This is a genomic window from Streptomyces sp. NPDC048277, from assembly GCF_040652235.1.
GTDB lineage: Bacteria > Actinomycetota > Actinomycetes > Streptomycetales > Streptomycetaceae > Streptomyces.
The window spans coordinates 276,167-302,478 of record NZ_JBEZLQ010000001.1 but is presented as its reverse complement, the minus strand read 5'-3'; the positions used below and the strand labels follow the sequence as shown (position 1 = coordinate 302,478).

General features: G+C 70.8%; 23 protein-coding genes. 8 read left to right on the top strand and 15 right to left on the bottom strand.

Annotated elements, in window-relative coordinates:
• Positions 1-130: 130 nt before the first annotated feature.
• Positions 131-2,254 (bottom strand): serine/threonine-protein kinase, encoded by a 2,124-nt coding sequence (locus AB0D85_RS01535; RefSeq protein ID WP_362313426.1) that lies wholly within the window; start codon positions 2,252-2,254, stop codon positions 131-133.
• Positions 2,255-2,423: 169 nt separating this feature from the next.
• Here AB0D85_RS01535 and AB0D85_RS01530 point away from each other — a divergent pair, with 169 nt between their 5' ends.
• A complete protein-coding gene (locus AB0D85_RS01530; RefSeq protein ID WP_362312257.1) occupies positions 2,424-3,467 on the top strand; it encodes a serine hydrolase domain-containing protein in 1,044 nt (347 codons plus the stop codon).
• A gap of 86 nt (positions 3,468-3,553) precedes the next feature.
• On the opposite strand, the gene AB0D85_RS01525 is transcribed toward AB0D85_RS01530, so the two are convergent.
• Entirely contained in the window at positions 3,554-5,260 is a 1,707-nt protein-coding gene (locus tag AB0D85_RS01525) for a glycerol-3-phosphate dehydrogenase/oxidase (protein ID WP_362312255.1), read from the bottom strand.
• A 289-nt stretch (positions 5,261-5,549) separates the two neighbouring features.
• On the opposite strand from AB0D85_RS01525, the gene AB0D85_RS01520 reads away from it, so the two are divergent.
• Both AB0D85_RS01520 and AB0D85_RS01515 read left to right on the top strand, forming a co-directional pair.
• On the top strand, positions 5,550-6,758 hold the full coding sequence (locus AB0D85_RS01520) for a nucleotide sugar dehydrogenase (RefSeq protein ID WP_362312253.1): 1,209 nt from the start codon (positions 5,550-5,552) through the stop codon (positions 6,756-6,758).
• Between the two features lie 136 nt (positions 6,759-6,894).
• Entirely contained in the window at positions 6,895-7,404 is a 510-nt protein-coding gene (locus AB0D85_RS01515; RefSeq protein ID WP_362312251.1) for a hypothetical protein, read from the top strand.
• 640 nt (positions 7,405-8,044) lie between these two features.
• Here AB0D85_RS01515 and AB0D85_RS01510 read toward each other — a convergent pair.
• The 4 genes from AB0D85_RS01510 to AB0D85_RS01495 all read right to left on the bottom strand — a co-directional run bounded on the left by AB0D85_RS01510 (position 8,045) and on the right by AB0D85_RS01495 (position 12,431).
• On the bottom strand, positions 8,045-9,169 hold the full coding sequence (locus AB0D85_RS01510; protein WP_360517689.1) for a GuaB3 family IMP dehydrogenase-related protein: 1,125 nt from the start codon (positions 9,167-9,169) through the stop codon (positions 8,045-8,047).
• Between the two features lie 118 nt (positions 9,170-9,287).
• Positions 9,288-10,790: an IMP dehydrogenase gene (guaB, locus tag AB0D85_RS01505; protein WP_362312249.1), complete on the bottom strand. Its 1,503-nt coding sequence runs from the start codon at positions 10,788-10,790 to the stop codon at positions 9,288-9,290.
• Positions 10,791-10,954: 164 nt separating this feature from the next.
• Positions 10,955-11,542, bottom strand: a complete 588-nt coding sequence (locus tag AB0D85_RS01500; protein WP_352359547.1) for a sigma-70 family RNA polymerase sigma factor — start codon at positions 11,540-11,542, stop codon at positions 10,955-10,957.
• A gap of 277 nt (positions 11,543-11,819) precedes the next feature.
• On the bottom strand, positions 11,820-12,431 hold the full coding sequence (locus AB0D85_RS01495) for a response regulator transcription factor (RefSeq protein ID WP_003948568.1): 612 nt from the start codon (positions 12,429-12,431) through the stop codon (positions 11,820-11,822).
• A gap of 381 nt (positions 12,432-12,812) precedes the next feature.
• On the opposite strand from AB0D85_RS01495, the gene AB0D85_RS01490 reads away from it, so the two are divergent.
• Positions 12,813-13,142, top strand: coding sequence for a WhiB family transcriptional regulator (locus AB0D85_RS01490; protein WP_351714072.1), 330 nt, complete (start codon positions 12,813-12,815; stop codon positions 13,140-13,142).
• A gap of 82 nt (positions 13,143-13,224) precedes the next feature.
• Here the strand turns inward: AB0D85_RS01490 and AB0D85_RS01485 are convergent, their stop codons facing one another.
• A complete protein-coding gene (locus AB0D85_RS01485) occupies positions 13,225-14,133 on the bottom strand; it encodes a LysR family transcriptional regulator (RefSeq protein ID WP_362312246.1) in 909 nt (302 codons plus the stop codon).
• 90 nt (positions 14,134-14,223) lie between these two features.
• Here AB0D85_RS01485 and AB0D85_RS01480 point away from each other — a divergent pair, with 90 nt between their 5' ends.
• From AB0D85_RS01480 to AB0D85_RS01470, 3 genes are all read left to right on the top strand, one after another.
• Positions 14,224-14,904, top strand: a complete 681-nt coding sequence (locus AB0D85_RS01480; RefSeq protein WP_362312244.1) for an MOSC domain-containing protein — start codon at positions 14,224-14,226, stop codon at positions 14,902-14,904.
• A 97-nt stretch (positions 14,905-15,001) separates the two neighbouring features.
• Complete coding sequence (locus AB0D85_RS01475; RefSeq protein ID WP_362312242.1) at positions 15,002-15,775, top strand: SDR family oxidoreductase; 774 nt, start codon at positions 15,002-15,004, stop codon at positions 15,773-15,775.
• A gap of 91 nt (positions 15,776-15,866) precedes the next feature.
• Entirely contained in the window at positions 15,867-16,574 is a 708-nt protein-coding gene (locus AB0D85_RS01470) for an ester cyclase (protein WP_362312241.1), read from the top strand.
• 87 nt (positions 16,575-16,661) lie between these two features.
• On the opposite strand, the gene groL is transcribed toward AB0D85_RS01470, so the two are convergent.
• The 4 genes from groL to AB0D85_RS01450 form a co-directional block, all read right to left on the bottom strand.
• A complete protein-coding gene (gene groL, locus AB0D85_RS01465) occupies positions 16,662-18,287 on the bottom strand; it encodes a chaperonin GroEL (RefSeq protein WP_362312239.1) in 1,626 nt (541 codons plus the stop codon).
• Between the two features lie 127 nt (positions 18,288-18,414).
• Positions 18,415-18,723, bottom strand: a complete 309-nt coding sequence (gene groES / locus AB0D85_RS01460) for a co-chaperone GroES (protein ID WP_004955293.1) — start codon at positions 18,721-18,723, stop codon at positions 18,415-18,417.
• A gap of 249 nt (positions 18,724-18,972) precedes the next feature.
• A complete protein-coding gene (locus tag AB0D85_RS01455) occupies positions 18,973-19,776 on the bottom strand; it encodes a polysaccharide deacetylase family protein (protein WP_362312238.1) in 804 nt (267 codons plus the stop codon).
• Complete coding sequence (locus tag AB0D85_RS01450; RefSeq protein WP_362312237.1) at positions 19,773-20,666, bottom strand: polysaccharide deacetylase family protein; 894 nt, start codon at positions 20,664-20,666, stop codon at positions 19,773-19,775. The genes AB0D85_RS01455 and AB0D85_RS01450 overlap by 4 nt, the downstream gene beginning before the upstream one ends.
• Before the next feature lie 111 nt (positions 20,667-20,777).
• Here AB0D85_RS01450 and AB0D85_RS01445 point away from each other — a divergent pair, with 111 nt between their 5' ends.
• Positions 20,778-21,953 carry a class I SAM-dependent methyltransferase gene (locus tag AB0D85_RS01445; protein WP_362313423.1) on the top strand — a complete coding sequence of 392 codons (1,176 nt, stop codon included), beginning with the start codon at positions 20,778-20,780 and terminating at the stop codon, positions 21,951-21,953.
• Between the two features lie 179 nt (positions 21,954-22,132).
• Here the strand turns inward: AB0D85_RS01445 and AB0D85_RS01440 are convergent, their stop codons facing one another.
• The 4 genes from AB0D85_RS01440 to AB0D85_RS01425 all read right to left on the bottom strand — a co-directional run bounded on the left by AB0D85_RS01440 (position 22,133) and on the right by AB0D85_RS01425 (position 26,291).
• On the bottom strand, positions 22,133-23,395 hold the full coding sequence (locus tag AB0D85_RS01440; protein WP_362312235.1) for an RNA polymerase sigma factor: 1,263 nt from the start codon (positions 23,393-23,395) through the stop codon (positions 22,133-22,135).
• A gap of 43 nt (positions 23,396-23,438) precedes the next feature.
• On the bottom strand, positions 23,439-23,795 hold the full coding sequence (locus AB0D85_RS01435) for a YciI family protein (RefSeq protein ID WP_123974762.1): 357 nt from the start codon (positions 23,793-23,795) through the stop codon (positions 23,439-23,441).
• A gap of 143 nt (positions 23,796-23,938) precedes the next feature.
• The gene (locus tag AB0D85_RS01430) at positions 23,939-24,994 is read right to left on the bottom strand and encodes an LCP family protein (RefSeq protein ID WP_362312233.1); all 1,056 of its coding nucleotides are present in this window, start codon (positions 24,992-24,994) and stop codon (positions 23,939-23,941) included.
• A gap of 109 nt (positions 24,995-25,103) precedes the next feature.
• A complete protein-coding gene (locus AB0D85_RS01425; RefSeq protein WP_362312232.1) occupies positions 25,104-26,291 on the bottom strand; it encodes an endo-1,4-beta-xylanase in 1,188 nt (395 codons plus the stop codon).
• Positions 26,292-26,312 lie beyond the last annotated feature (21 nt).

Sequence of the window (26,312 nt, the reverse complement as noted above, 5' to 3'; positions counted from 1 at the left end):
CCCCCGGCCGCCCGGTTGGTCAAATCCGTTCGTTTCACGGCCCGTTCTGTATGCATACCTGGATGCGTACGGTCCGCAACCACTCACGATACGTGCCGGAGGCAATTCGCATTGTGGGGATGCGAATTTGTCACTTGGGCTCGAAGGACGCCGTCAGTGTCTTCCAGGTGTCCTTGCGCAGCTCACTGCTCCAGTCGGCGGCCTTCGCGGTGTACATCAGCGCGTACCCCTGGCTGGAGCTGACGACGAACCCCCGGTCGACCGTGTGGTACTTGGTGCCGCCGTCGACGTAGGTGAACTCCCAGTCGGCCGTGTTCCAGCCGCGATAGCTGACCTGCGCTATCCGGATCTTCTGGTACTGGGAGCGCACCATGTAACGCTCCTGGTTCTCCCAGTCCGCCACCGGGTCGTCCTTGGGCGAACTGGTCCAGGCGATCAGCAGCTTCTGCCCGTCCGGCCCGGTGAAACGGTCACCGGCGGAGCTGCTGGTCTGGAACTTCCACCCCTTGGGCAGCCCGATCGAGTACCCCTGGCTCCCCTTGTACGTCTTCACCGCCGACCCGCTGTCACTGCCACTGGAGTTCGACGCCGAGGTGCCGTCGTCGCTCGACGCGTCCGAGCCCGCGGTGCTCCCGGAGGTCGCGGCCGCCGACGTGTCCCCGTCCGTCCGCGTCCCGCCGCTCGTGTCCTCCTTGGTGGAGGCACTCCCGCCGGACCCCGAACCGGAACCGGCGCTCGCGCTCGCACTCGCCCCCGAGGTCGCCACCGCCTTGGAACCGCCGCTCTTGCCGCTCCCCTTGCTGTTGCTGTCGTCGCCCAGCGTGAGGGCGAGCACGGTACCGAGCACCGCGAGCACCACGACCACGGCGATGATCACCAGGGTCCGCTTCGGCACCACGTCCGTGAGCGGTGCCCTGGGCACGGGCCGGGGCGCCAGGTCCAGGTCCGGCGGCGGCATCTGCGGCCACCCCGAACTCGCCTTCCCGGCGGCGGGCTTGGCCCCCGCCGACGAACCGGCCGAACCGGCCGCACCGGCCCCGCCTGCGGCAGCCGCTCCCCCGGCACCCACGGAAGCCGAACGCGCGCTCCCTACCGAGCCCGATCCAGCACCCGAACCGGTACCGGCACCCGTGCCGGCCGGGCCCGCCGTACCGGCCGCCTCGGCATCCTTACCGCCGCTCTTCGTCCTGGTCGCGGCGGAGGCACTCGCCGTCCCCGCGGCCTTCCCGCTCGCCGACCCCGCGGCCTTCCGCACGGACCGCAACGCCCCGCGCAGCTTCTCGCCGGCCTCCTCGCCCCGCTTGGCCCCGGCGCCCTTCTCCTCCAGCGGCGCGTCGGGCTGCGGAGGCAGCGGCACGACCCGTGTGGCGTCCGCCGGTGCCTCCTCCGGTGTGTTGATCACCGAGTTGAGCATCGCCCGCGCGCCCGCGTCGTCCAGCCGCTTGGCCGGGTCCTTGGTGAGCAGCCCGTAGATGACGTCCCTGAGCGGTCCCGCGTTCTTGGGCTCCTCCAGCGGCTCGGTCATCACCGCGGTCAGCGTGGCGATCGCCGACCCCTTGTCGTAGGGCGGGGCGCCCTCGACCGCCGCGTACAGCAGGCCGCCGAGCGACCACAGGTCGGCCGCCGGGCCGGGCTTGTGACCGCGGGCCCGCTCCGGGGAGATGTAGGAAGGGGCGCCGACGAGCATGCCGGTGGAGGTGATGGACGGGTCGCCCTCGACCTGGGCGATACCGAAGTCGGTGAGCACGACCCGGCCGTCGTGCTCGGAGATCAGCACGTTGGACGGCTTCACGTCCCGGTGCAGGATGCCCTCGCGGTGTGCCGACCGCAGCACGTCCAGGATCGCCAGGCCGACCTCGGCCGCGCGCCTCGGCTTCAGCAGGCCGTCCTCCCGGATGGCCTCGGCCAGCGACTTGCCCTCGACCAGCTCCATCACGATCCAGGGCCGGTCGTCCTCCTCGACCACGTCGAAGACCGTCACCGCGCTGTTGTTGCGGATCCGGGCGATCGCCTTGGCCTCGCGCAGGGTGCGCGTGATCAGGCGCCGCTTCTCCTCCTCGTCGATGTTCGACGGGAACCGCAGTTCCTTGACGGCCACCGTCCGCCCGAGGGTCTCGTCCTCGGCCCGCCACACCGTGCCCATGCCGCCGCGGCCGAGCACTCCCCCCAGCCGATACCGCCCGGCGAGAAGACGCTCGCTGTTGTCCTGACGAGTCTCCTGACGAGAAGTACCCGCCCGCTCCGCCTCCGACATGCGTCCCCTCATGCAACCCGCCCTGACAGAGCCTCCATTGTCCCTCACCCGACAAGTGCCCGACGCCCAGGGGGCCCCTGACCGCGCATCGGGGCCGGCCGAGCGGAACCCCCGGTGACGAGGGCGTCACCCGGGCGCGATGATGAGCCGCGACAAGGGAGGAACCGGGATGCCGCCGCTTCGGACACTGATGGCCATACCGGTCTTTCTCGCCCTGCTGCTCGCCCCGGTGACGGCCGGTTCCGCGTCCTCGACGGAGGCCACGAACCCGTTCCTGTCACAGTTCGTCACCAAAGGCGGAGTACCCGCCGCCGCTCTCCTGGACCGCGACGGCGACGACGTGCACTTCGCGGCCGCCGGCCGGGGCATCACCCGCGCCGACCACTTCCGCGCCGGCAGCATCACGAAGACCTTCATCGCCACGGTCGTCCTGCAACTGGCCGCGGAACACCGGCTGTCCCTGTCCGACCCCGTGGACCGCTATCTGCCCGGGCTGCTGCGCGGGCACGGCACCGACGGACGGCGCATCACCCTGCGCGCCCTGCTCAGCCACACCGGCGGACTCGCCGACTTCACCACGGTCACCCGGGGGGCCGTCCCTGTCACCCCGCTTCAGGCGGTGGGCATCTCGCTCTCCCTCCCCTCGACCCGGCTGGGCCGCTACTCGTACTCCAGCACCGACTACGTCGTGCTCGGCATGGTCATCCAGCGGGTCACCGGCCACTCCTACGCCGCCGAGGCCCGGCGCCGCATCATCATCCCCCTCCGTCTCACGGGCACGTCCTTCCCGGGCGCCCGCACCTCACTGCCCGCCCCGCACGGCCGCGCCTATACGGCCGACGGCGCCGACGTCACCGAGCTCGACCCGCGCGTGGCCGGCGCGGCGGGTGAGCTGGTGACCACGCTCGACGACCTGGACCGCTTCTACGCGGCGCTGCTGAGCGGCGAGCTGCTGCCCTCGCGATGGCTGCGCGAGATGCTCAACACCCGTGCCGCACATGGCGCGTACGGCCTGGGGATCTTTCCGGTGAAGCTGCCGTGCGGGACCACGGTGTGGGGGCACAACGGCCGGATCGCGGGCAGCTATGTGCGGAGCGCTGCCTCGATCGGCGGCCGGCATGTCCTCACGTTCCGTGTGAACACGACGGCGATCAGGGACCCGGACCTCGAACCCGCACTGCTCGCGGCCGAGTTCTGCCCTCGCCATGGGTAGAACGGCCGGGGTCCGGACGGAGATCCCGACGCCGGGTCGCCCGATCGGGTGATATGGACCGGCAGGGCGCCGCACCGGGCGGGGACTCACCGCGGCACGATGTCGGGTGCTCCCAGTCGCGCCGCGTCCGCCGTCTGGTCGTCCGGCTGGAGCTGGGACTCGCGTTCCGCCTCCACCCGCTTCTCGTAGTGCTCCACCTCCCGCTCGATCTGGTCCTTGTCCCAGCCGAGGACCGGTGCCATCAGCTCGGCGGCCTCGCGGGCGCTGCGGGTGCCGCGGTCGAAGGTCTCGATGGAGATGCGGGTGCGGCGGGTGAGGACGTCGTCGAGGTGGCGGGCGCCCTCGTGGGAGGCCGCGTAGACGACCTCGGCGCGCAGATAGTCGTCGGCGGCCGAGAGCGGCTCGCCCAGGCCGGGGTCGGCGGCGATCAGGTCGAGGACCTCCTCCGCCAACGAGCCGTATCGGTTCAGCAGGTGCTCGACGCGCACCACGTGGATGCCGGTGCGGGCGGCGATCCGGGCCCGTGCGTTCCACATCGCCCGGTAGCCCTCCGCGCCGAGCAGCGGGATGTCCTCGGTCACGCACTCGGCGACCCGCATGTCGAGCCCGTGCACCGCCTCGTCGACGGCGTCCTTGGCCATCACCCGGTACGTCGTGTACTTGCCGCCCGCGACGACCACGAGCCCCGGCACCGGATGGGCGACCGTGTGCTCGCGGGACAGCTTGCTGGTGGCGTCGGACTCGCCGGCCAGCAGCGGACGCAGCCCCGCGTACACGCCCTGGACGTCGTCGCGCGACAGCGGCACCGCGAGCACCGAGTTGACGTGGTTCAGCAGGTAGTCGATGTCGGCGCTGGAGGCGGCCGGATGGGCCTTGTCGAGGTCCCAGTCGGTGTCCGTCGTGCCGATGATCCAGTGCCGGCCCCAGGGGATGACGAACAGGACGGACTTCTCGGTGCGCAGGATCAGGCCGGTCGTGGAGTGGATGCGGTCCTTGGGGACGACGAGGTGGATGCCCTTGGAGGCGCGGACGTGGAACTGGCCGCGCTGGCCGACCATCGCCTGGGTGTCGTCGGTCCACACCCCGGTCGCGTTGACGACCTGCTGGGCGCGGATCTCGTACTCCCCGCCGCCCTCCACGTCCTGCACCCGGGCCCCGACCACCCGCTCGCCCTCGCGCAGGAACCCGGTGACGCGCGCGCGGTTGGCGGCCTTCGCGCCGTACGACACCGCCGTGCGCACCAGGGTCGCCGTGTAGCGGGCGTCGTCCATCTGGGCGTCGTAGTACTGGATGGCGCCGACCAGGGCGTCCTTGCGCAGCGCGGGTGCGACACGCAGTGCGTGACGGCGGGTCAGGTGACGGTGGGCGGGGAGGCCCCGGCCGTGTCCGCGGGCCATCGACATCGTGTCGTAGAGCGCGACGCCCGAGCCGGCGTACAGGCGCTCCCAGCCCTGGTGCTGGAGCGGGTAGAGGAAGGGCACCGGTTTGACCAGGTGCGGGGCGAGCCGCTCCAGCAGCAGGCCGCGCTCCTTCAGTGCCTCGCGGACCAGGGCGAAGTCGAGCATCTCCAGATAGCGCAGGCCGCCGTGGATCAGCTTGCTCGACCTGCTGGAGGTGCCGGAGGCCCAGTCACGGGCCTCGACGATGCCGGTGTTCAGGCCCCGGGTGACCGCGTCCAGCGCGGTGCCCGTGCCGACCACTCCGCCGCCCACGACCAGTACGTCCAGCTCGCGCTCGGCCATGGCCGCCAGGGACTCCACACGCTGCTTTGGCCCCAGTGTCGCTGTCCTCACCGCTGCCTCCCGCTCTGCCGCCATCGGTCATGGCTCGTCGTCGGTTCATCGGTCGCGTCGACCGCACCGGCAGCCGACGCCCCTGCCCAAATTCTGACCGGCATGACCGACTTCAGCCACCACTCGCCCCCAGCCTGTGGACAACGGTCCCCGAACCCCCGGAAGACACATGAACACAATCCCACATAACGTTCATATTTACTCCTAGTCTGACATTGCGCTTCGCTCGTTCTGTCCACAGGGCTTGCGCACCTGTCCCGTTTCGGTTACTGGGAGGACGGCCCACACCATGCCCGCAGACCTCGCCGTCATCGGACTCGGTCCCTACGGCCTGCCCCTCGCGCAGGCCGCGGTGGCCGCCGGCATCCCCACCATCGGGTACGCCACCGGTCCCGAGGCGGGCTCGCTCAGCCCCGCCGAGCTGCGCCGGATGCTCTCGGGGGGCTTCCGGCCGGCCAAGGACCCGGCCGAGCTGGGACGCGTCCGTACGGCCGTGATCTGCGCGCCCACCCCGCGCGGCGCCGACGGCCGACTCGACCTGAGCCAGGTGGAGGCCGCCGCCCGCACCCTGGCCGAGCGGCTGCGCCCGTACACGACGGTGATCCTGGAGTCGCCGGTCCCCCCGGGCACCACGGAGGACTTCCTGCGGCCCCTGCTGGAGAAGGGCTCGGGCCTGCGCGCGGGACGCGACTTCCACCTCGCCTGCTCCCCCAGCCGGGTGGATCCCGGCAACCGCGACTTCACTCCCGCCAACACTCCGAAGGTCATCGGCGGCCTCACACCCGCGTGCACCGAGTCGGCCGCCACGTTCTACGGCCGGCTCACCGACAAGGTGGTACGCGCGCGTGGCCTGCGCGAGGCCGAGACCGTGCAGCTCCTGGAGACCAACTTCCGGCACGTCAACATCGCGCTCGTCAACGAGATGGCCGTCCTCTGCCACGACCTGGGCGTCGACCTCTGGGACGTCATCCGCTGCGCGGAGACCAAGCCGTTCGGCTTCCAGGCCTTCCGCCCGGGCCCGGGTGTCGGCGGTCACGGCGTCCCCCAGGACCTGTCCGGCCTCGCGAGCCGCGGCCTGCGCATGGTGGAACTGGCCCAGCAGGTCAACACCCGGATGCCGGGTTACGTCGTCCAGCGCGCCGCCGCCCTCCTCAACGAGCACGGCAAGTCGGCCCGCGGCGCGCGCGTGCTGCTGCTCGGCGTCACCTACAAGGCCGACCTCGCCGACCAGCAGAGCAGCCCCGCCCAGGAGATCGCGATCCGGCTCATGGAACTCGGCGCCTCGGTCAGCTACCACGACCCGCACGTCTCGTCCTGGAGCGTCCTGGACCGACCGGTCCCGCGCGCGGACTCCCTCTACGAGGCGGCCGCCGACGCCGACCTGACGATCCTGGTCCAGCAGCACCGGACGTACGACCTCCAGGGCCTGTCGGTGAAGGCGCAGTTGCTGCTGGACACGCGCGGGGCGACACCGACGGGGGCGGCGCACCGGCTCTGAGCGGGCGCCGGGTGCGCGAAAACCCCAAGGGCGTTGTCACAGGCGGCTGTTAGTCTCCCCTCACTCGTCGCACAGATGTGTGCACGTCTCTTCACTTCACTGTTCTTCCAGTGCTTCGCCAGGGGGGATTTCTGTCATGAGCCAGTCAGCTCTACCACCACCGCAGCCCGAGCAGCAGGCGCCCGCGCCGTACGCCGTCCAGCCCGGCGCCGTACCCCCGCCGCCGGCGCCGCCCGCGCCGGCCCGGGGCAACATGGCCCTCGGCCTCGTCGCCGCCGTCGTCGCGGCCGTGGCCGCCGCCGCGCTCTACGGCGTGGTCATCGGCCTCACCAAGCACGAGATCGGCTGGGCGGCCGTCGGCGTGGGCTTCGTCATCGGCCTCGCGGCCGGCAGGCTCGGCGGCCGCAACCCGGTCCTCGCGATCACCGCGGTCGTCCTGGCCCTCGGCTCCGTCTACCTCGGCCAGCTCGTCGGCGAGGCGATGATCGGCGCCGACCAGCTCGACGTGGCGTTCTCCGAGGTGTTCTTCCAGCACTTCGGCGTCGTCCAGGACGCCTGGAAGGAGGAGGCCGACCCGCTGACCTTCGTCTTCTTCGCGATCGCGGGCTGGGCGGCGTTCTCGGGGGCACAGAAGGCGGCTCGCTGACCGGCGCGCGGGGGTGAAGGGGGGCGCGTGGGTGGTTGTGCCTCTGATGCTGGTGGCGCGCGGTTCCGTGGCGTGGGTAGCGTACGAGATCGGAGCCTGTCGGCCTGGCGGCGAGCTCCGGCCGGTAGCGGGTGTCCGCCCCTAGCTCACTTGGGGGCGGCCGCTCTCCAGTGCTGGGCTGCTGGAGGGAGTATCCGGTACCGTGCAAAAGGTGGAGCCCACCGCAGCGGGTACTGCAGCGGGCTCCTAGCCGGTTTATGGGTATCCGCCCCTAGTCTCTATAGGGGCGGCCACTCACCGGCCGTAAATCCACAAGACACACCTCCTCCGGAACTTGACCAGCCGAAGCCGGAGTCGATCCCAGCGGGTGGGCTTGCATAGACCCGGTAGGCGGTCCGTCTGGAACTCGGGCCGGGCCCCGAGGGCCGGGGTCCGGAACCATCTCCTTGGAAGGGGGCGCCCCAGAGAGCGGGTCGCCGATCGCGGACACTACCGCCCCACTCAGCCCGTTCAGCCCACATTCGCCCCGAACGCAACCGCACGCCCCCTCGTCGCAGAACGCGCCCCCACCAGCGCACTTGGGCATGCGAAAGGGCCGGTCACCCACTCGGGGTGACCGGCCCTTCGTCCGCCGTACGGCCTACCGCTTGTGCTGCGAGTCCGCCACCGTCACCTCGACGCGCTGGAACTCCTTCAGCTCGCTGTAGCCGGTCGTGGCCATCGCGCGGCGCAGGGCGCCGAAGAGGTTCATGGAGCCGTCGGGGGTGTGGGACGGGCCGGTGAGGATCTCCTCGATGGTGCCGACCGTGCCGAGGTCGACCTTCTTGCCGCGCGGGAGTTCCTCGTTGACCGCTTCCATGCCCCAGTGGTGGCCCTTGCCGGGACCGTCGGTCGCGCGGGCCAGCGGGGAGCCCATCATCACCGAGTCCGCGCCGCAGGCGATCGCCTTGGGGAGGTCGCCGGACCAGCCGACACCGCCGTCGGCGATGACGTGGACGTAGCGGCCGCCGGACTCGTCCATGTAGTCGCGGCGGGCCGCGGCCACGTCGGCGACGGCCGTCGCCATCGGGACCTGGATGCCCAGGACGTTGCGCGTGGTGTGCGCGGCGCCGCCGCCGAAGCCCACGAGCACACCCGCGGCACCGGTGCGCATCAGGTGCAGGGCCGCCGTGTAGGTGGCGCAGCCGCCGACGATCACCGGGACGTCGAGCTCGTAGATGAACTGCTTCAGGTTCAGCGGCTCGTGCGAGGACGAGACGTGCTCCGCGGAGACCGTCGTACCGCGGATGACGAAGATGTCGACGCCCGCGTCCACGACCGCCTTGGAGAACTGGGCGGTGCGCTGCGGGGAGAGCGCGGCCGCCGTGACCACGCCGGAGTCGCGCACCTCCTTGATGCGCGCGCCGATCAGCTCCTCCTTGATGGGGGCGGAGTAGATCTCCTGGAGGCGGCGGGTGGCGGTGTCGGCGTCCAGCCCGATGATCTCGTCGAGCAGCGGCTGCGGGTCCTCGTGCCGCGTCCAGAGGCCTTCGAGGTTGAGGACGCCGAGGCCGCCGAGCTCGCCGATGCGGATCGCGGTGGCCGGGGAGACGACCGAGTCCATGGGGGCGGCCAGGAACGGCAGCTCGAAGCGGTAGGCGTCGATCTGCCAGGCGATCGAGACCTCCTTCGGGTCCCGCGTACGGCGGCTGGGGACGACGGCGATGTCGTCGAAGGCGTACGCCCGGCGGCCGCGCTTGCCGCGCCCGATCTCGATCTCAGTCACGTCTGTGGCCTTTCCCTCTGCGTTTCAGCGTCTACCAGTATCGCCGACGGGTACGGCAAGGGCGGCCCCGGTGGGTCCGGGACCGCCCTGGAAAGGCTCTGCCGACTACAGCGGCCGACTACTTGCGGCTGTAGTTCGGCGCCTCGACCGTCATCTGGATGTCGTGCGGGTGGCTCTCCTTGAGGCCCGCCGCGGTGATCCGCACGAAGCGGCCCTTGGACTCCATCTCGTCCACGGTGGCCGCGCCCACATAGCCCATGGTCTGGCGCAGACCGCCGACCAGCTGGTGCAGCACGTTGGCCAGCGGGCCCCGGTAGGGCACCTGGCCCTCGATGCCCTCGGGGACGAGCTTGTCGTCGGAGGAGACCTCGGCCTGGAAGTAGCGGTCCTTCGAGTACGACCGGCCCTGGCCGCGCGACTGCATGGCGCCCAGCGAGCCCATGCCGCGGTACGACTTGAACTGCTTGCCGTTGATGAAGAGCAGCTCGCCCGGGGACTCCTCGCAGCCCGCGAGGAGGGAGCCCAGCATCACCGTGTCGGCGCCGGCCGCGAGGGCCTTGCCGATGTCGCCGGAGTACTGCAGGCCGCCGTCGCCGATCAGCGGGATACCGGCCGGGCCGGCGGCGAGGGACGCCTCGTAGATGGCGGTGACCTGTGGGACGCCGATGCCGGCGACCACGCGGGTGGTGCAGATCGAGCCGGGGCCCACGCCGACCTTGATGCCGTCGACACCGGCGTCGATCAGGGCCTGGGCGCCGTCGCGGGTGGCGACGTTGCCGCCGATCACGTCGACGTCCACGCTCGACTTGATCTTCGCCATCCAGCTGAGGGCGTTGCTGTTGTGGCCGTGCGAGGTGTCGACGACCAGGAAGTCCACGCCGGCCGCGGCGAGCGCCTGGGCGCGTTCGAGGGCCTCGGGGCTGGCGCCGACGGCGGCGCCGACGAGCAGGCGGCCCTCGGAGTCCTTGGCCGCGTTCGGGTACTTCTCGGCCTTGACGAAGTCCTTGACGGTGATCAGGCCCTTGAGGAGGCCCGCCTCGTCGACCAGCGGAAGCTTCTCGATCTTGTGCTTGCGCAGCAGCTCCATGGCCTCGACACCGGTGGTGCCGACCTTGCCGGTGATCAGCGGCATCGGGGTCATGACCTCGCGCACCTGGCGGCTGCGGTCGGACTCGAAGGCCATGTCGCGGTTGGTGACGATGCCGAGCAGCCTGCCGGCCGGGTCGGTCACGGGCACGCCGCTGATGCGGAACTTCGCGCACAGCGCGTCGGCCTCGGCGAGGGTCGCCTCCGGGTGCACCGTGATGGGGTCGCTGACCATGCCGGACTCGGACCGCTTGACCAGGTCGACCTGGTTGACCTGGTCCTCGACGGACAGGTTGCGGTGCAGCACGCCGACGCCGCCGAGGCGGGCCATCGCGATCGCCATGCGGGACTCGGTCACCTTGTCCATCGCCGCGGAGAGCAGCGGGATGTTGACCCGCACGTTGCGGGAGATGCGGGACGAGGTGTCGACCGCGTTGGGGAGCACCTCGGATGCGCCCGGCAGCAGCAGCACGTCGTCGTAGGTCAGCCCGAGTGTCGCGAATTTTCCGGGCACTCCGTCGACGTTGGCAGTCATGACACCTTCCCCAAATGGCCTTGAACGGTGCGGATGTCCATGCTAACGGGAAGCACGGGTCCCAAATTCCACGGTACGACTCAGCTTCGGGCTTCGTATGTTCGTACGGAAATGGGCGTACGCCTGTTCATCGGGGGTGCCGCAACCCGTTCGGCTACTGCCGTCTACTGCTCGGCCAGCGCCCGCAACCGGCTCAGCGCCCGGTGCTGGGCCACTCGCACCGCGCCCGGTGACATTCCCAACATCTGGCCGGTCTCCTCGGCGGTGAGGCCCACCGCGATGCGGAGCAGAAGCAGCTCGCGCTGGTTCTCCGGGAGGTTGGCCAGGAGTTTCTTGGCCCATTCGGCGTCGCTGCTGAGCAGCGCCCGCTCCTCGGGGCCGAGGGAGTCGTCGGGGCGTTCCGGCATCTCGTCCGAGGGGACGGCCGTGGAACCCGGGTGGCGCATCGCGGCCCGCTGCAGGTCGGCGACCTTGTGGGAGGCGATGGCGAAGACGAAGGCCTCGAAGGGGCGGCCGGTGTCGCGGTAGCGGGGCAGGGCGAGCAGGACCGCCACGCAGACCTCCTGGGCGAGGTCCTCGACGAAGTGGCGGGCGTCGCCCGGCAGGCGGGACAGGCGCGTGCGGCAGTAGCGCAGCGCGAGTGGGTGGACATGGGCGAGCAGGTCGTGCGTGGCCTGCTCGTCCCCGTCTACGGCGCGATGGACGAGAGCACCGATCGTCCCTACGGCAGTGACCGCCTCGTCCTCGCGCATCGGTCCATGGTGCCCTGCCGCCTCCGGCTGTGTGGCACCGCGTCCGTCGTTGTGCACCGAAGCGTTATGAGCAGGTGCGCCGGCACTCATCCCCTGCGCCCTCCCCTTCCGCTCGAACGACTCGTCCCCGAGAGACTCCACACCTCAAGGATGCGGCATCCGCGCCGAAACGAGCAGCGGCCCTCGGATGCTCCGTCTTGCGGACCCCGCCCACCGTGGGGTAGGCGGGTGCTTCCGGCCGGTCCGCGTCCCCGCTGCGGCGCAGCTCACCGCCGTACTAACGGACCAGTCCCCAGCGGAAGCCGAGGGCCACCGCGTGGGCGCGGTCGGAGGCGCCGAGTTTCTTGAACAGGCGCCGGGCGTGGGTCTTCACGGTGTCCTCGGAGAGGAACAGCTCGCGGCCGATCTCGGCGTTGGAGCGGCCGTGGCTCATGCCCTCCAGGACCTGGATCTCGCGCGCGGTGAGGGTGGGCGCGGCGCCCATCTCGGCCGAGCGCAGGCGCCGGGGCGCGAGGCGCCAGGTCGGGTCGGCGAGGGCCTGGGTCACGGTGGCCCGCAGCTCCGCGCGCGAGGCGTCCTTGTGCAGATAGCCGCGGGCGCCGGCGGCGACGGCCAGGGCCACGCCGTCCAGGTCCTCGGCGACCGTGAGCATGATGATGCGCGCGCCGGGGTCGGCGGACAGCAGCCGGCGCACGGTCTCGACGCCGCCCAGTCCGGGCATGCGCACGTCCATCAGGATCAGGTCGGATCGGTCGGCGCCCCAGCGGCGGAGGACTTCCTCGCCGTTGGCCGCCGTCGTCACGCGCTCGACGCCGGGCACGGTCGCCACCGCGCGGCGGAGCGCCTCTCGGGCAAGCGGGGAGTCGTCGCAGACGAGGACGGATGTCATGACCGCCCTCCGCAGCTGATGCGCGTCACCTTGAGCCTCCAGGCTGGTACGGAATCGTCACCTGTGCGGTCGAACGTCTCGGACGCCTGCCCGAGCGCTTGTTGCTTCAACCGCCACCGCACTCTCAACGACGGTCACTCGAAAGAGTTACGGGGCTGCATGCCGTCTTCGGCACTCTACGTGAGGGGGCGGACACGGTGGAGACATGGACGTCAGACCCTCAACTTTTCATCACATCCAATGCCCCATTTAGCCCTTTTTCTTCCCGTTTCACGGTGTCTGGGGCTAGATTGCCAATGAGTCATATTTTCATCTCTCTAGACCGGAGATGTACGGTCGTTGGCACCGTATCCGCCCAGAACGGCTACAAGGGGTCACGTAATGGCAGATTTCTCCCGCCTTCCCGGACCGAACGCGGACCTGTGGGACTGGCAGCTCCTCGCTGCCTGCCGTGGGGTCGACAGCTCGCTCTTCTTCCATCCCGAAGGCGAGCGCGGGGCGGCTCGGAGTGCCCGTGAGAACTCGGCCAAGGAGGTCTGCATGAGGTGCCCGGTCCGCGCGGAGTGCGCGGCGCACGCACTGGCTGTACGCGAGCCGTACGGTGTGTGGGGCGGCCTGACCGAGGACGAGCGCGAAGAGCTCATGGGGCGGGCGCGCAACAGGCTGGTGTCGGCGTCGACGACCAGCGGCAGCCCCGCCTCTGACACCTGAAGACGCCTGAAGACACCCGAAAGAACGTTTCTTCACATCAGGAGCGTCTCTTCCGGGCACGCGCGCGTGCCCGGCGTTCTCGTCACGCCCGCCGCGCCGCCCGGCCCAGTTGCTCCAGCGTCGCCGCCACGGCCGGCACCTGTGCCAGGTCGGGCAGGGTGAGGGCGACGATCTCCCGCCGCACCGCCGGTTCCAGCGCCACCGTGCGCGCGCCTCTCGGGCGTACCGACTCGATCGCCAGCTGGGGCAGGACGGCGACGCCCAGCCCCGCGCCGACCAGGCCGACCACGGCCGGGTAGTCGTCGGTGGCGAAGTCGATGCGGGGCGTGAAGCCCGCGCCCTCGCACACCTCGACGAGCTGTCCCCGGCAGCGCGGGCAGCCCGCGATCCAGGGCTCGTCGGCGAGTTCCCCGATGGCGACGGACTCCGCGCGGGCGAGCCGGTGCCGTTCGGGCACCAGGCCGACGAGGCGGTCCGTGAGCAGCGGCCGTACGACCAGGTCGGCCCATTCCTCGGCGCCGTCCGCACCCGTCGCGCCCTCGTAGCGGAAGGCCAGCGCGATGTCGCAGTCGCCGTCGCGCAGCAGCTCCACGGACTTCGGGGGCTCGGCCTCCTCCAGGGAGACGCGGGTGCCGGGGTGCGCCGCGCGCAGGGCGGCGAGGGCCGTCGGGACGAGGGTGGAGCTGCCGCTCGGGAAGGAGACCAGGCGGACCCGGCCGGCGCGCAGGCCGGCGATCGCGGCGACCTCCTCCTCGGCGGCGGTGAGCCCGGCGAGGATCCCGGAGGCGTGCCGGACCAGGGCCTCGCCGGCCTGGGTCAGGCGCATCTCGCGGCCGTTGCGCACCAGCAGCGGGGTGCCGACGGAGGCCTCCAGGGCCTTCATCTGCTGGCTGACGGCGGGCTGGGTGCAGCCCAGTTCGCGCCCCGCCGCCGAGAAGGAACCGGTGGTGGCGACGGCGCGCAGGACACGGAGATGACGGGCCTCGATCACCCTTCGAGCATAAGCGTGCATAAGGCGGGCTTGGACAGAACGCCCGATAACGCGTCGACGCTTTGAGGTGCGGTCCCGTACCGTCGGAGCATGGAGCTTCTCTCGGTCAACCTGGGACGCGCGCGTGCCGTGCCGTACACGGACCAGAAGGACGGCGTGACCGGCATCGACAAGCAGCCGGCGGACGGACCGGTGCGGGTGGCGGCGCCCGGGCCGAAGGGGGCCGCGGGCAGCGGGCTGGCCGGGGACGCGGTCTGCGATCTGCGTCATCACGGCGGCGACGACCAGGCGGTGTACGCGTACGCGCGCGAGGACCTCGACGACTGGGGCGAGGAGCTCGGCCGGCCGCTGGCGAACGGCTGTTTCGGTGAGAACCTCACGACAAACGGGCTGAACGTGTCGGAGGCGCTGATCGGCGAGCGCTGGCGGATCGGTTCCGAGGTCGTACTGGAGGTCACCTCCGGGCGCATCCCGTGCCGTACTTTTCAGGGCCATCTGGGCGAGCGGGGATGGGTGAAGAGGTTCACGCGGAAGGGTGCGACCGGTGCCTACCTCCGGGTGATCGAACCGGGTGAGATCAGAGCCGGCGACCCGATCGAGATCGTGCACCGTCCGGAGCACGGGGTGACGGCGGCGATGCAGTTCCGCGCGGTCACCACGGAGCGGGAGCTGCTGCCGCGGTTGCTCGCGGCGGGCGAGGCGCTGCACTCGGAGGCGCTGGCGCAGGCCCGGAAGTACGTGGCGGCGCAGCCGGCGGCAGGAAGGGACTGAACGGCCGTCACGCATATGCCGTTCACCAGCACTTCACCCTTCGGGAGAGCCGGTGCGCGCAGCGGACGCCGCCGGTCCGGGTAACTACCCTTGGGCCATGACAACGGCTCTGATTACGGGATCGACCGCGGGGATCGGTGCCGCGTTCGCGCGGCGGCTGGCGGCAGACGGGCACAACCTCGTCCTGGTGGCGCGGGACACCAAACGGCTGCGCGAACAGGCGACCGAGCTGCACGACCGGCACGGCATCGAGGCGGAGGTGCTCACCGCCGACCTCGCCGAGGACGCCGGCATCGAGTCGGTCGCCGCCCGCCTCGGCGACCGCAGGAACCCGATCGACCTGCTGGTCAACAACGCGGGCTTCGGGAACAAGGGCCGTTTCCTCGATGTGCCGATGGCCGACGAGCTGCGCATGCTCAAGGTGCACTGCGAGGCGGTGCTGCGGCTGACGGCGGCGGCGGTCGAGGGGATGCGGGAGCGCGGGCGCGGCGGTGTGGTGAACGTGGCGTCGGTGGCGGCCTTCGTGCCGCGCGGTACGTACGGCGCCTCGAAGTCGTGGGTCGTGCAGTTCACGCAGGGCGCGGCGCGCGATCTCGCGGACAGCGGGGTGCGGCTGATGGCGCTGGCGCCGGGGTTCGTCCGTACGGAGTTCCACGAGCGGGCCGGGATGGGCACGGACAACATCCCGGGCTGGATGTGGCTGGACGCGGACAAGCTGGTCGCGGCGGCGCTCGCCGACCTGGCCCGCGGGAGGACGCTGTCGATCCCGGACCCGCGGTACAAGGTGCTGACGGGCCTGGCGAGGATGGCACCGCGCGGCCTGGTGGGCGGGATCAGCTCGAAGACGGGGCGCAAGTACGGGCCGCAGTAGCAGTCGCAGTCGCCGTCGCGCAGGAACGGCGGCCGGGCCGGTGGGAAAATGGGCGTGAGGGACCGGACCCAGGGGGGCCGGAGGCGGTGTCATGACGTTCGTGCAGCTCATCGAGTGCAGAACCAGCCGACTGGACGAGATGAACCGGCTGATCGGCAGGTGGGTCGAGCAGACCAAGGGGAAGCGGACGGCGACGCACGCGGTGGTCGGCAGGGACCGCTCCGACGCGTCGCACGTCGTCGAGATCGTGGAGTTCCCGTCGTACGAGGAGGCGATGCGCAACTCGAACCTCCCCGAGACCGACCGGGTCTTCCACGAGTTGCTGGCGCTGTGCGACGAGATGCCGACGTTCACCGATCTGGACGTGGTGCGCGACGAACGGCTGTACGCCGGTACCGCGCGGCGGTACTTCGAGACGATCGCCGCGGCCGGCCCGCTGGCTCCGCTGGACGGTCTGCTCGCCGAGGACTGTCACGACCACGACCCGGGCAACGAGCAGGCCACCATCGGCATGGACGCGATCCGGCGCGAGATCGAGATGTGGCGGAGCGCCTTCGACTTCACGTTCCATGTCGAGGACCAGTTCACCCAGGACGACCGGGTGTGCACCAGGTGGATCTGGAAGGGCCGGCAGAAGGCGGAGTTCCTGGGGCTGCCGAACAGCCGGCAGCTGGTCAAGATGACCGGGACGACGATCCACCGCTTCGACGACGGCGGGAAGATCGCCGAGGCCTGGTGGGAGTACGACCGGCTCGGACTGATGGGTCAGCTCGGGGCACTGGACGCGCTGGAGAACTGAGACCACAGTGAAAGCCCGCGAGGGGCGAAGCCCCCGCTTCCGGCGGACGACCGGGAGCGGGGGCTTCTTCTGTCAGGCGGGAGTGCCTCAGTGCGCGTGGCCGTGGGAGTGGCCCGCGGCAGCGGCCTCTTCCTCTTCCTTCTTCTCGACGACCAGGGTCTCGGTCGTCAGGAGCAGGGAGGCGATGGAGGCGGCGTTCTCCAGGGCGGAGCGGGTGACCTTGACCGGGTCGATGACGCCGGCCTTGACCAGGTCGCCGTACTCGCCGGTGGCGGCGTTGAAGCCCTGGCCCTTGTCGAGCTCGGCGACCTTGGAGGTGATGACGTAGCCCTCCAGGCCGGCGTTCTCGGCGATCCAGCGCAGGGGCTCGACGACGGCGCGGCGGACGACGGCGACACCGGTCGCCTCGTCGCCGGTCTTGCCGAGGCCGTCCTCCAGGACCTTCGCGGCGTGGACGAGCGCGGAGCCGCCACCGGAGACGATGCCCTCCTCGACCGCGGCGCGGGTCGCGGAGATGGCGTCCTCCAGACGGTGCTTCTTCTCCTTCAGCTCCACCTCGGTGGCGGCGCCGACCTTGATCACGCACACGCCGCCGGCCAGCTTCGCGAGGCGCTCCTGGAGCTTCTCGCGGTCCCAGTCGGAGTCGGTGTTCTCGATCTCGGCCTTGATCTGGGCGACACGCCCGACGACGGCCTCGGAGTCACCGGCGCCGTCGACGACCGTGGTGTCGTCCTTGGTGACGGTGACGCGGCGGGCGGAGCCCAGCACGTCGGTGCCGACCTGGTCGAGCTTGAGGCCGACCTCCTCGGAGATGACCGTGGCGCCGGTGAGGATCGCCAGGTCCTGCAGCATCGCCTTGCGGCGGTCGCCGAAGCCGGGGGCCTTGACCGCGACCGCGTTGAAGGTGCCGCGGATCTTGTTCACCACGAGGGTGGAGAGGGCCTCGCCGTCCACGTCCTCGGCGATGATCAGCAGCGGCTTCGAGGCGTTGGACTGGATGATCTTCTCGAGCAGCGGCAGCAGGTCCGCGATGGAGGAGATCTTGCCCTGGTTGATGAGGATGTAGGGGTCCTCCAGGACGGCCTCCATGCGCTCCTGGTCCGTCACGAAGTACGGGGACAGGTAGCCCTTGTCGAAGGCCATGCCCTCGGTGAAGTCCAGCTCCAGACCGAAGGTGTTGGACTCCTCGACGGTGATGACACCGTCCTTGCCGACCTTGTCCATCGCCTCGGCGATGAGCTCGCCGACCTGCGTGTCCTGGGCGGACAGCGCGGCGACGGCGGCGATGTCGGACTTGTCCTCGATCGCGCGGGCCGAGGCGAGCAGGTCCTCGGAGACGGCGGCGACGGCGGCGTCGATGCCCTTCTTCAGGGCGGCCGGGGAGGCACCCGCGGCGACGTTCTTCAGGCCCTCGCGAACGAGCGCCTGGGCCAGCACGGTGGCGGTGGTCGTACCGTCACCCGCGATGTCGTTGGTCTTGGTCGCCACCTCCTTCACCAGCTGGGCGCCGAGGTTCTCGTACGGGTCGTCGATCTCGACCTCGCGGGCGATGGTGACGCCGTCGTTGGTGATGGTGGGGGCGCCGAACTTCTTGTCGATGACGACGTTGCGGCCCTTGGGGCCGATCGTCACCTTCACCGTGTCGGCAAGCTTGTTGACGCCGCGCTCAAGGGCGCGACGGGCGTCCTCGTCGAACTTCAGGATCTTCGCCATGGCAGCGGGAGCCCTCTCGGAATTCTGGGGTGAACAAGACTGCGCCCCTGGCACCCGGCTTCTCAAACGATCGCGGGGGCCAGGGGCGCAGCTTCAAGCGGAATGCTTGAGGTGGTAAGTCGCAGGCTTACTTCTCGATGATCGCGAGCACGTCGCGAGCCGAGAGGACGAGGTACTCGTCGCCGTTGTACTTCACCTCGGTGCCGCCGTACTTGCTGTAGAGCACGACGTCGCCGACCTTGACGTCGAGCGGCAGGCGCTCGCCGTTCTCGAAACGGCCCGGGCCCACGGCGAGGACGGCGCCCTCCTGGGGCTTCTCCTTCGCGGTGTCCGGGATGACCAGGCCGGAGGCCGTGGTCTGCTCGGCGTCGAGCGGCTGGACCACGATGCGGTCCTCAAGCGGCTTGATGGCAACCTTGGAGCTGGCGGTCGTCACGATCCGACCTCCCCCTTCGGAGATCTCACGGGGTTAACTGTCTGAGGTGGCGACCAGGTGGATCCGTCGTCGCGGGTGCCGGACCTGCCCGTCGCGTTGTTGGCACTCTCATCTGCCGAGTGCCAGAGCCGAGACTATGACCGCGATTAGCACTCGGTCAAGCGGAGTGCCAATTGCCTGCGGCGCGGCGCCGAAAAAGGGCGGCTGGAGTCGGTCGTCCTCGAACGCCGGACGGGCTGAGAGTCCTGCCTACAGGTAGTCCTCCAGCCGTCCCACCGTCAGGCCGCTCGCCTGGACCCGGCGGAGGAGGCGGGCCGTGCGTTCTCGCAGGGTGGGGCCCAGGGCCTCGTCGGGGCCGACCAGGATGATGTCGCCGGGGCGGAGCTGTTTCTCGCCGTTGCGGTACTCGATGCTGTCGGCGGTCATCGCCGCCCGCCACAGGACCACCGCCGTCACTCCGCAGTCGGCCGCCGCACGCAGGGTGGTGGTGTCGTACGTGCCGTAGGGCGGGCGGAAGAAGCGGGGGCGGATGCCGAAGCGGGACTTCAGCTTCTCCTGCTGGCCGCAGATCTCGGCGCGCTGGCCCGCGTACGGCAGGCCGGGCATGGCCGGGTGGTCGAGGGTGTGGTTCTGGACGCTCGCGCCCACCGACTGGAGCCGGGCGAAGTGGCCGTAGCCGGGGCCGACCACGCTGTCCGTGAGGAACATGCTCACCGGCAGGCGCAGTTCGCGGACCATGTCCACGAAGCGGGGGTCCTTCTCGGCGCCGTCGTCGTAGGTGAGGAAGACGACCCGGTCGGTGGTGGCGACGTGGTCGACGACCGGGGGCAGCGTGGCGTGGACGGAGAGCGGGTGGGACGGGGGGTGCGGGGCCGCCGGGAGGGGCGCGGTGAGGCCCCAGTGCCGGTACGGCTGTTCGCCCGCCGGGCTGTGCGGCCGAACCCCGTCCGCGGCCTTCTTGCCCAGCCGCTCGATGGGGTCCACGGACTGGGCACAGCTCGCGAGCAGGAGGGCGGCGGCGGTCAGGAGCGCCGCCGCCCTCGGGCGGCTCACAGGTAGTCCTCCAGGCGCGCCACCGCGTATCCCTCGCGTGTGACCTTGTTCAGGAAGCGGCGCATGTCGTCGACCATCGTGCCGTTCCACTCGTTCAGGCCCCGGAAGTGGGTGAGCACGATGTCCCCGGGGTGCAGGCTGCGGTCGTCCTCGCGGTACTCCCAGTGGTCGACGTACACCTCCTCGTCCCAGATCGGCGCGTACTTGATGCCGCAGGCCTTGGCGGCGCGCAGGGTGTCGCCGTTGTAGTTGCCGTAGGGCGGGCGGAAGACCGTCGGCGCCTTTCCGAACTCCCTCTTCATGATCGTCTGCATCCCGCAGATCTCGTGCTTCTGCTCCTCGTAGCTCAGGCCCGGCAGGTAGGGGTGGGTCAGGGTGTGGTTGTTCAGGGTGTGGCCCTCGGCCTGCATCGTCCGGAAGTAGCCGTAGTCGTCCTTGACCAGGTAGTTGCTGAGGAACGCGCTGTAGGGGATCTTCAGGTCGCTCATCATCCGGAGGAACCGCGGGTCCTTCTCGGCGCCGTCGTCGATCGTGAGGAAGACGACCTTCTGCCTGGTCGGGACCGTGGTGAAGACCGGGGGCAGGTCGTCCTCCTCCTGCCCGTCCACCTCGAAACCGGCGCGCGCGGTGATCCTCGGCTTGCGCTTCGGCGGGGCCGGGGGGCTGAGCGGGACCGCGTCCAGGTCCCACCTGCTGGTGGCGGCGATCAGGGCGGCACGGGAGTCGGGGGCGGCGGCGTGGTGCGCCTGCTGGCCGGCGGCGGGACGGGCGGCGGAGTCGGTGTCCGATCCCGCACAGCCGGACAGCAGGGCGGCGGCGGACGCGATGGACAGGAGACCCACCACGCCCGCTCTCAACCCATTTTTGTCATTTTGTACGACTGCTCGCATGGCGTCGGATCCTTCCAGGCCCCCGCCCGGAACCGGGGCAGACACCGCCGCCGGAGGCGAACCATCCACCGACTGGCCGACAATGAACCGGTGAACGAACCGGTGAACCTGGTGAACGACCCCCTCGCCCCCCTCCTCACCCCCGAGGGCCGCGCCCTCCTCGACGAGGTGCGCGGCACCGCGCCCGCCGACGAACTCGCCGTGGCCACCCGGCTGCGCCGCGAGCACCCGGCCGAGCTGGTGTCGGCGGCGCTCGCCCAGGCCCGGCTGCGGCAGCGGGCGGCGGCGAAGTTCGGGGACGCGGACGCGGACCGCATGTTCTTCACGCCGAACGGGGTCGAGCAGTCGACGCGGGCGAGTGTCGCCACGTACCGGGCGGAGCGGCTGAAGGCGCTCGGGGTGACCTCGGTCGCCGACCTGTGCTGCGGGATCGGGGGCGACGCGATCGCGCTCGCGCGGGCGGGGATCCGGGTGCTCGCCGTGGACCGGGATCCGGCGACGGCGGCCACGGCCCGGGCGAACGCCGACGCGCTCGGCCTCGCCGGCCTGGTCGAGGTACGGGAGGCGGACGTCCAGGAGGTGGACACGGCCGGCTACGACGCCGTGTTCGTCGACCCGGCCCGGCGCGGCGGCCGCGGCCGCATCTTCGACCCGGAGGCCTACTCGCCGCCCCTCTCCTGGGCGGTCGGGGCCGCGTCGACGGCCAGGGTCGCCGCGCTGAAGATCGCCCCCGGAGTCCCGCACGAGGCGATCCCGGCGGACGCCGAGGCGGAGTGGATCTCGGACGCGGGCGAGGTGAAGGAGGCGGTCCTCTGGTTCGGGACGGAACCGGGGGCGGTGCGCGCCACCCTCCTCCCCGGCCCGCGCACGCTGCTCGGCAGGGGCCTGCCCGATCCGCGCGTCCGGCCCGTGGGCCGTTACCTGTACGAACCCGACGGCGCCGTCATCCGCGCCCACCTGGTCGCCGAGGTGGCCGAACAGCTCGACGGCGGCCTGATCGACCCGACGATCGCGTACGTCACGGCGGACGCGCTCCACGCGACCAACTACGCGTCGGCGTACGAGATCACCGACCGCCTCCCGTTCAACGTGAAGAAGCTGAAGGCCCTGCTGCGGGAGCGCGAGGTCGGCGCCCTGACCGTGAAGAAGCGCGGGTCGGCCGTGGAGCCGGAGGAACTGCGCCGCAAGGCCCTGCCGAAGCCGCAGGGACGCAACACGGCGACCGTGTTCCTGACCCGGGTGGCGGGCGCCCCGACGATGCTGCTGGGCCACCCGGCGCGGTCCTGAGCGGTGCGGCGCGGTGCGCGGCGATGGGCCGCGATGGGCCGTCGGGTGTCTGCCGCACCGTCGTGGCTGGTCGCGCAGTTCCCCGCGCCCCTGAAGGGGCGCTCACCCTGGCCCCCTGCTTTCAGGGGCGCGGGGAACTGCGCGACCGGCCCATACCGGGCCGCACCCTGGCGACCGGGCTAGAGCTCTCGTGCCCGCCGCAGCAGCAGCTCGCGTTCGCGTTCGTTGCGGGCCAGTCGGGCAGCGCGTTCGAACTCGGTACGGGCCTCCGCCGTGCGGCCCAGGCGGGCGAGCAGGTCGCCCCGGACGCTGGGCAGCAAGTGGTAGTCGCGGAGGGCCGGTTCGGCCGTCAGCCGGTCCGCGATCTCCAGACCGGCCGCCGGTCCCCGCGCCATCGACACGGCCACGGCCCGGTTCAACTCGACGACGGGGGACGGGGACCGGACGGCCAGCAGCCCGTAGAGGGTGGCGATGGCCGTCCAGTCCGTCTCCTCGTACGTGTACGCGTGCGCGTGGCAGGCCGCGATGGCCGCCTGGAGGGCGTACGGCCCCGGGGCGCCGGTGGCCGTGGCGTCGGCGCGGGCCAGGGCCCTGATGCCCCTCGCGACGAGCATGCGGTTCCAGCGGCGGCGGTTCTGGTCCCTGAGGAGGACCGGTGCGCCGTCGGGGCCGGTGCGGGCGGCGGCCCGGGACGACTGGAACTCCAGCAGCGCGGTCAGGGCGTGCACCTCCGGTTCCTTCGGCATCAGGGAGGACAGCACCCGGGCCAGGCGCAGGGCGTCCTCGCAGAGCGACGGGCGCAGCCAGTCGTCGCCCGCCGTGGCCGCGTACCCCTCGTTGTAGATCAGGTAGATGACGTCCAGGACGGAGCCGAGACGGGCCTCGCGGTCCGGACCGTACGGCACCTCGAAGGCGATGTTCCTGCTCGCGAGGGTGCGCTTGGCGCGGACGATGCGCTGGGCGATCGTCGGTTCCGGGGTCAGGAACGCGCGGGCGATCTCGGCGGTGCTCAGGCCGCCGAGGAGGCGCAGGGTGAGGGCGGTGCGGGCCTCCGGCGACAGCACCGGATGGCAGGAGGTGAAGACGAGCCGGAGCAGGTCGTCGTCGATGTCGTCCGGGTCGGCGGGTTCCTCCGGCGGGGCGGTCGTCTCGGTGCTGCGGCCGATCTCCGCGAGCTTGCGGGCGTAGTTCTCCCGGCGCCGGACGAGGTCGACGGCGCGATGGCGGGCGGTGGCCATGAGCCAGGCGCCCGGGTTGTCGGGCACGCCGTCGCGGGGCCACTGCTCCAGGGCGGCGACCAGGGCGTCCTGCGCGAGTTCCTCCGCGATGCCGACGTCCCGGACGATCCGGGCGACGCCGGCGATCACGCGGGGCGACTCCAGCCGGAAGACGGTCTCGATGGCGTGCCGCGGGTCGGCCCCGGCGGGGGGCTGTGTGCTCACAGCCCCCCATGCAACACCCACCGTCGGACATGTGCCAGGAAGGTCAGCCCTCCGCGATCTCCCGCACCTCGCAGGTGACCGTCCAGAACTCCTCGTGCACCTTCAGGAACCGCTTGGTCCACTCCAGGGCCTCGGCCTTGTCCTTGCACTGCATGATCGCGTAACCGCCGACGACCTCCTTGGACTCGGTGAACGGCCCGTCGGTGACGGAGATCTTCCCGCCCTCCCAGTGCACCCGGGTGCCGTCGGCGGTCGGCGTCAGCCCGGCGGTGTCCAGCATCACGCCGGCCTTGGTGATCTCCTCGATCAGCTCCCCCATCCGCTGCATCAGCGCCTCGCTGGGGCCCTCGGCGGGGACGGAGCTCTCGTCGATGCGCACGAGCGACAGGTAACGGGGCATGGTGACTCCTCGGGATCCACTGCTGCGGGGTCTCTCCCCGCATCTCACCCTTGCGTCGAACGGCCCGCCGCCGGATCGACACGCCCGCCGGAATTCCCCGAAGTTTTTTTCCGCCCCGCCTACCGCACTGCCTACCGCACCGCCTACTGCAACGACTTCCACAGCTTGCTCGCCGCCGGCTCCTTCGCGATCACGCGGTTGGGATCCGAGGGCGCGGTCACCACGGGCATCATCACCGTCTTGACGTTGTCCGAGGTCAGGCCCTTCAGGCTCTGGCCCAGGCGCATCAGTTCGCTGAGGGAGTCCAGGCCGGTGTCGGTGGTGAGGCTGGAGGTGACCGCGTCGGCGACCTCGTAGAGCTTGGCCGGATCGGTGAGGAGGCTGATCGAGGCCATCCGGTCGAGGAGGGCCTTCACCAGTTTCTGCTGGAGGCCTATCCGGCCGAGGTCGCTGCCGTCGCCTATGCCGTGCCGGGTGCGGGCGAGGGCCAGGGCCGTGGTGCCGTCGAGGTGGTGGGTGCCCTTCTTCAGGTGCAGGTGGCTGTCGTCATCGTTGATGTCCTGGTCGGTCGTGACCGTCACCCCGCCGAGCGCGTCCACGAGCTTCGCGAAGCCCGAGAAGTCGATCTCCAGGTAGTGGTCCATACGGACGCCGGTGATCGACTCGACCGTCTTCACCGCGCACACCGCGCCGCCCACCGAATAGGCGCTGTTGAACATCGAGTTGTAGGCGACGGCCGTCGAGCCGCCGGAGGACAGCGGGCAGGAGGGGCGGGTGACCAGGGTGTCGCGCGGGATGCTGACGACGGTCGCCGACGTCCGGCCGGCGTCGATGTGCACGACCATCGCGGTGTCGGACCGGGCGCCCGAGCTGCTGCCGCCGCCGAGTTTCTTGTTCTCCTTGCCGCTGCGCGAGTCCGAGCCCAGCACCAGGATGTTCACGGAACCGGTGGGCAGCGGGGACGCGGAGGCCGACGCGGTCGCCGTGGGCGTCGTCACCGCCTTCGCCGGGCGGTCGTCCCCGAGCGCACTGTTGATGTCGACGCTCTTGATGTTGTCGTTGAGGTGCACATAGACCCACCCCGCGGCCGCGATGCCGAGCGTCATGACCCCCGCCAGGGTGAGACCGACGATCTTCAGCGCTCTGGACCGCCGGCCCACCCGTCTGCCCGCTTCGACTTGCTCCTCGTGTCCCGTCACGGGCAGGAACGTAAGTCCGAATTATTAGGGGAGTGTTAGTGGAAGCGTCGTGAAGAGGTTTTCTTCGGAAAATCTCACGCTTCTCAGTCCTCCCTTACCGTCGGCCCGCTCACCCGAGGGTCACCGTGGGCACCGGATTGCTCCCGCTCCAGGACGCGTTGAACCCGAAGGTCACCGAACTGCCGTCTCCGACAGTCCCGTTGTAGGAGGCGTTCGCACAGGACACGGCCGCGCCCGACTGGGTGCAGGTGGCGTTCCAGGCCTGCGTGATCTGCTGCCCGGCGCCGTACGTCCAGTTCACCTTCCACGAGGACAGCGCGGCCCCCGAGCAGGAGATGGTGACCTGGCCGGTGAAGCCGGTGTTCCACTGGCTGCTCACGCTGTAGGCGGCGGCGCAGGCACCGGTCGGCGGCGTGGTGGTCGTCCCGCCGAGCGCCTCCGAGATGCCGTAGTACGCCGGTTTCGGGGCGTAGTTCGCGTCGTACGGCGTCGCCGCCCCGTACCCGGGGAACGTGCTGTCCACCCAGGAGTCGGAGTCGGTGAAGCCCCACACGGTGACGTTGACGCAGCGGGTCACGGCCACGCACGCGGCCACCACCGACTTGAAGTCGGCCTTCTGCTGGGCGAGTTCGGTGCTGTCGGCGGGCAGCGCCATCCGGACGTCCAGCTCGGTGATCGCCACGTCGACGCCGAGGTCGGCGAAGCGCTGGATGTTCTGCTGGAGGGTGGCGGGGACCTGCCCGAGGATCAGGTGCGCCTGGAGCCCCACCCCGTCGATCGGGACGCCCGCCGCCTTCAGCGACTTGACCAGGTTGTACAGGGCCGTGCTCTTCGCGTTGACGCCCTCGACGTTGTAGTCGTTGATGTACAGCTTGGCGGCCGGGTCGGCCGCGTGTGCCCAGGTCAGGGCGTTGGCGATGTAGTCGGCGCCGAGGCCGTTGTACCAGAGGGTGGACCGGTAGGTGCCGTCCTCGTTGAAGGGCTCGTTGACGACGTCCCAGGCGGCGATCTCGCCCTTGTAGCGGCCGACCTCGGTGCTGATGTGGTTCTGCAGCAGGCTGCCGAGCTGGGCGGAGGTCCAGGTGCCGTTAACTCGATCGCGTGATGGTCGGCTTGCGGACTTGCAGTGGTTTGGGCTGTTCGGGCTACGGTGATCGTGCGATCTGGGACGCCGGGCATGGCGCCAGCGTGCGGGGCCCCCGTTCCACCGGAGTGATGGTTCGGGGCCTCCCCGTCGCCCCTGGCTATGCTCATATGGCCAGGTCGTGAGGGAACTGGCCTCCCGGGATCGGACCACGGACAGGTTCCGTGTCGCTGC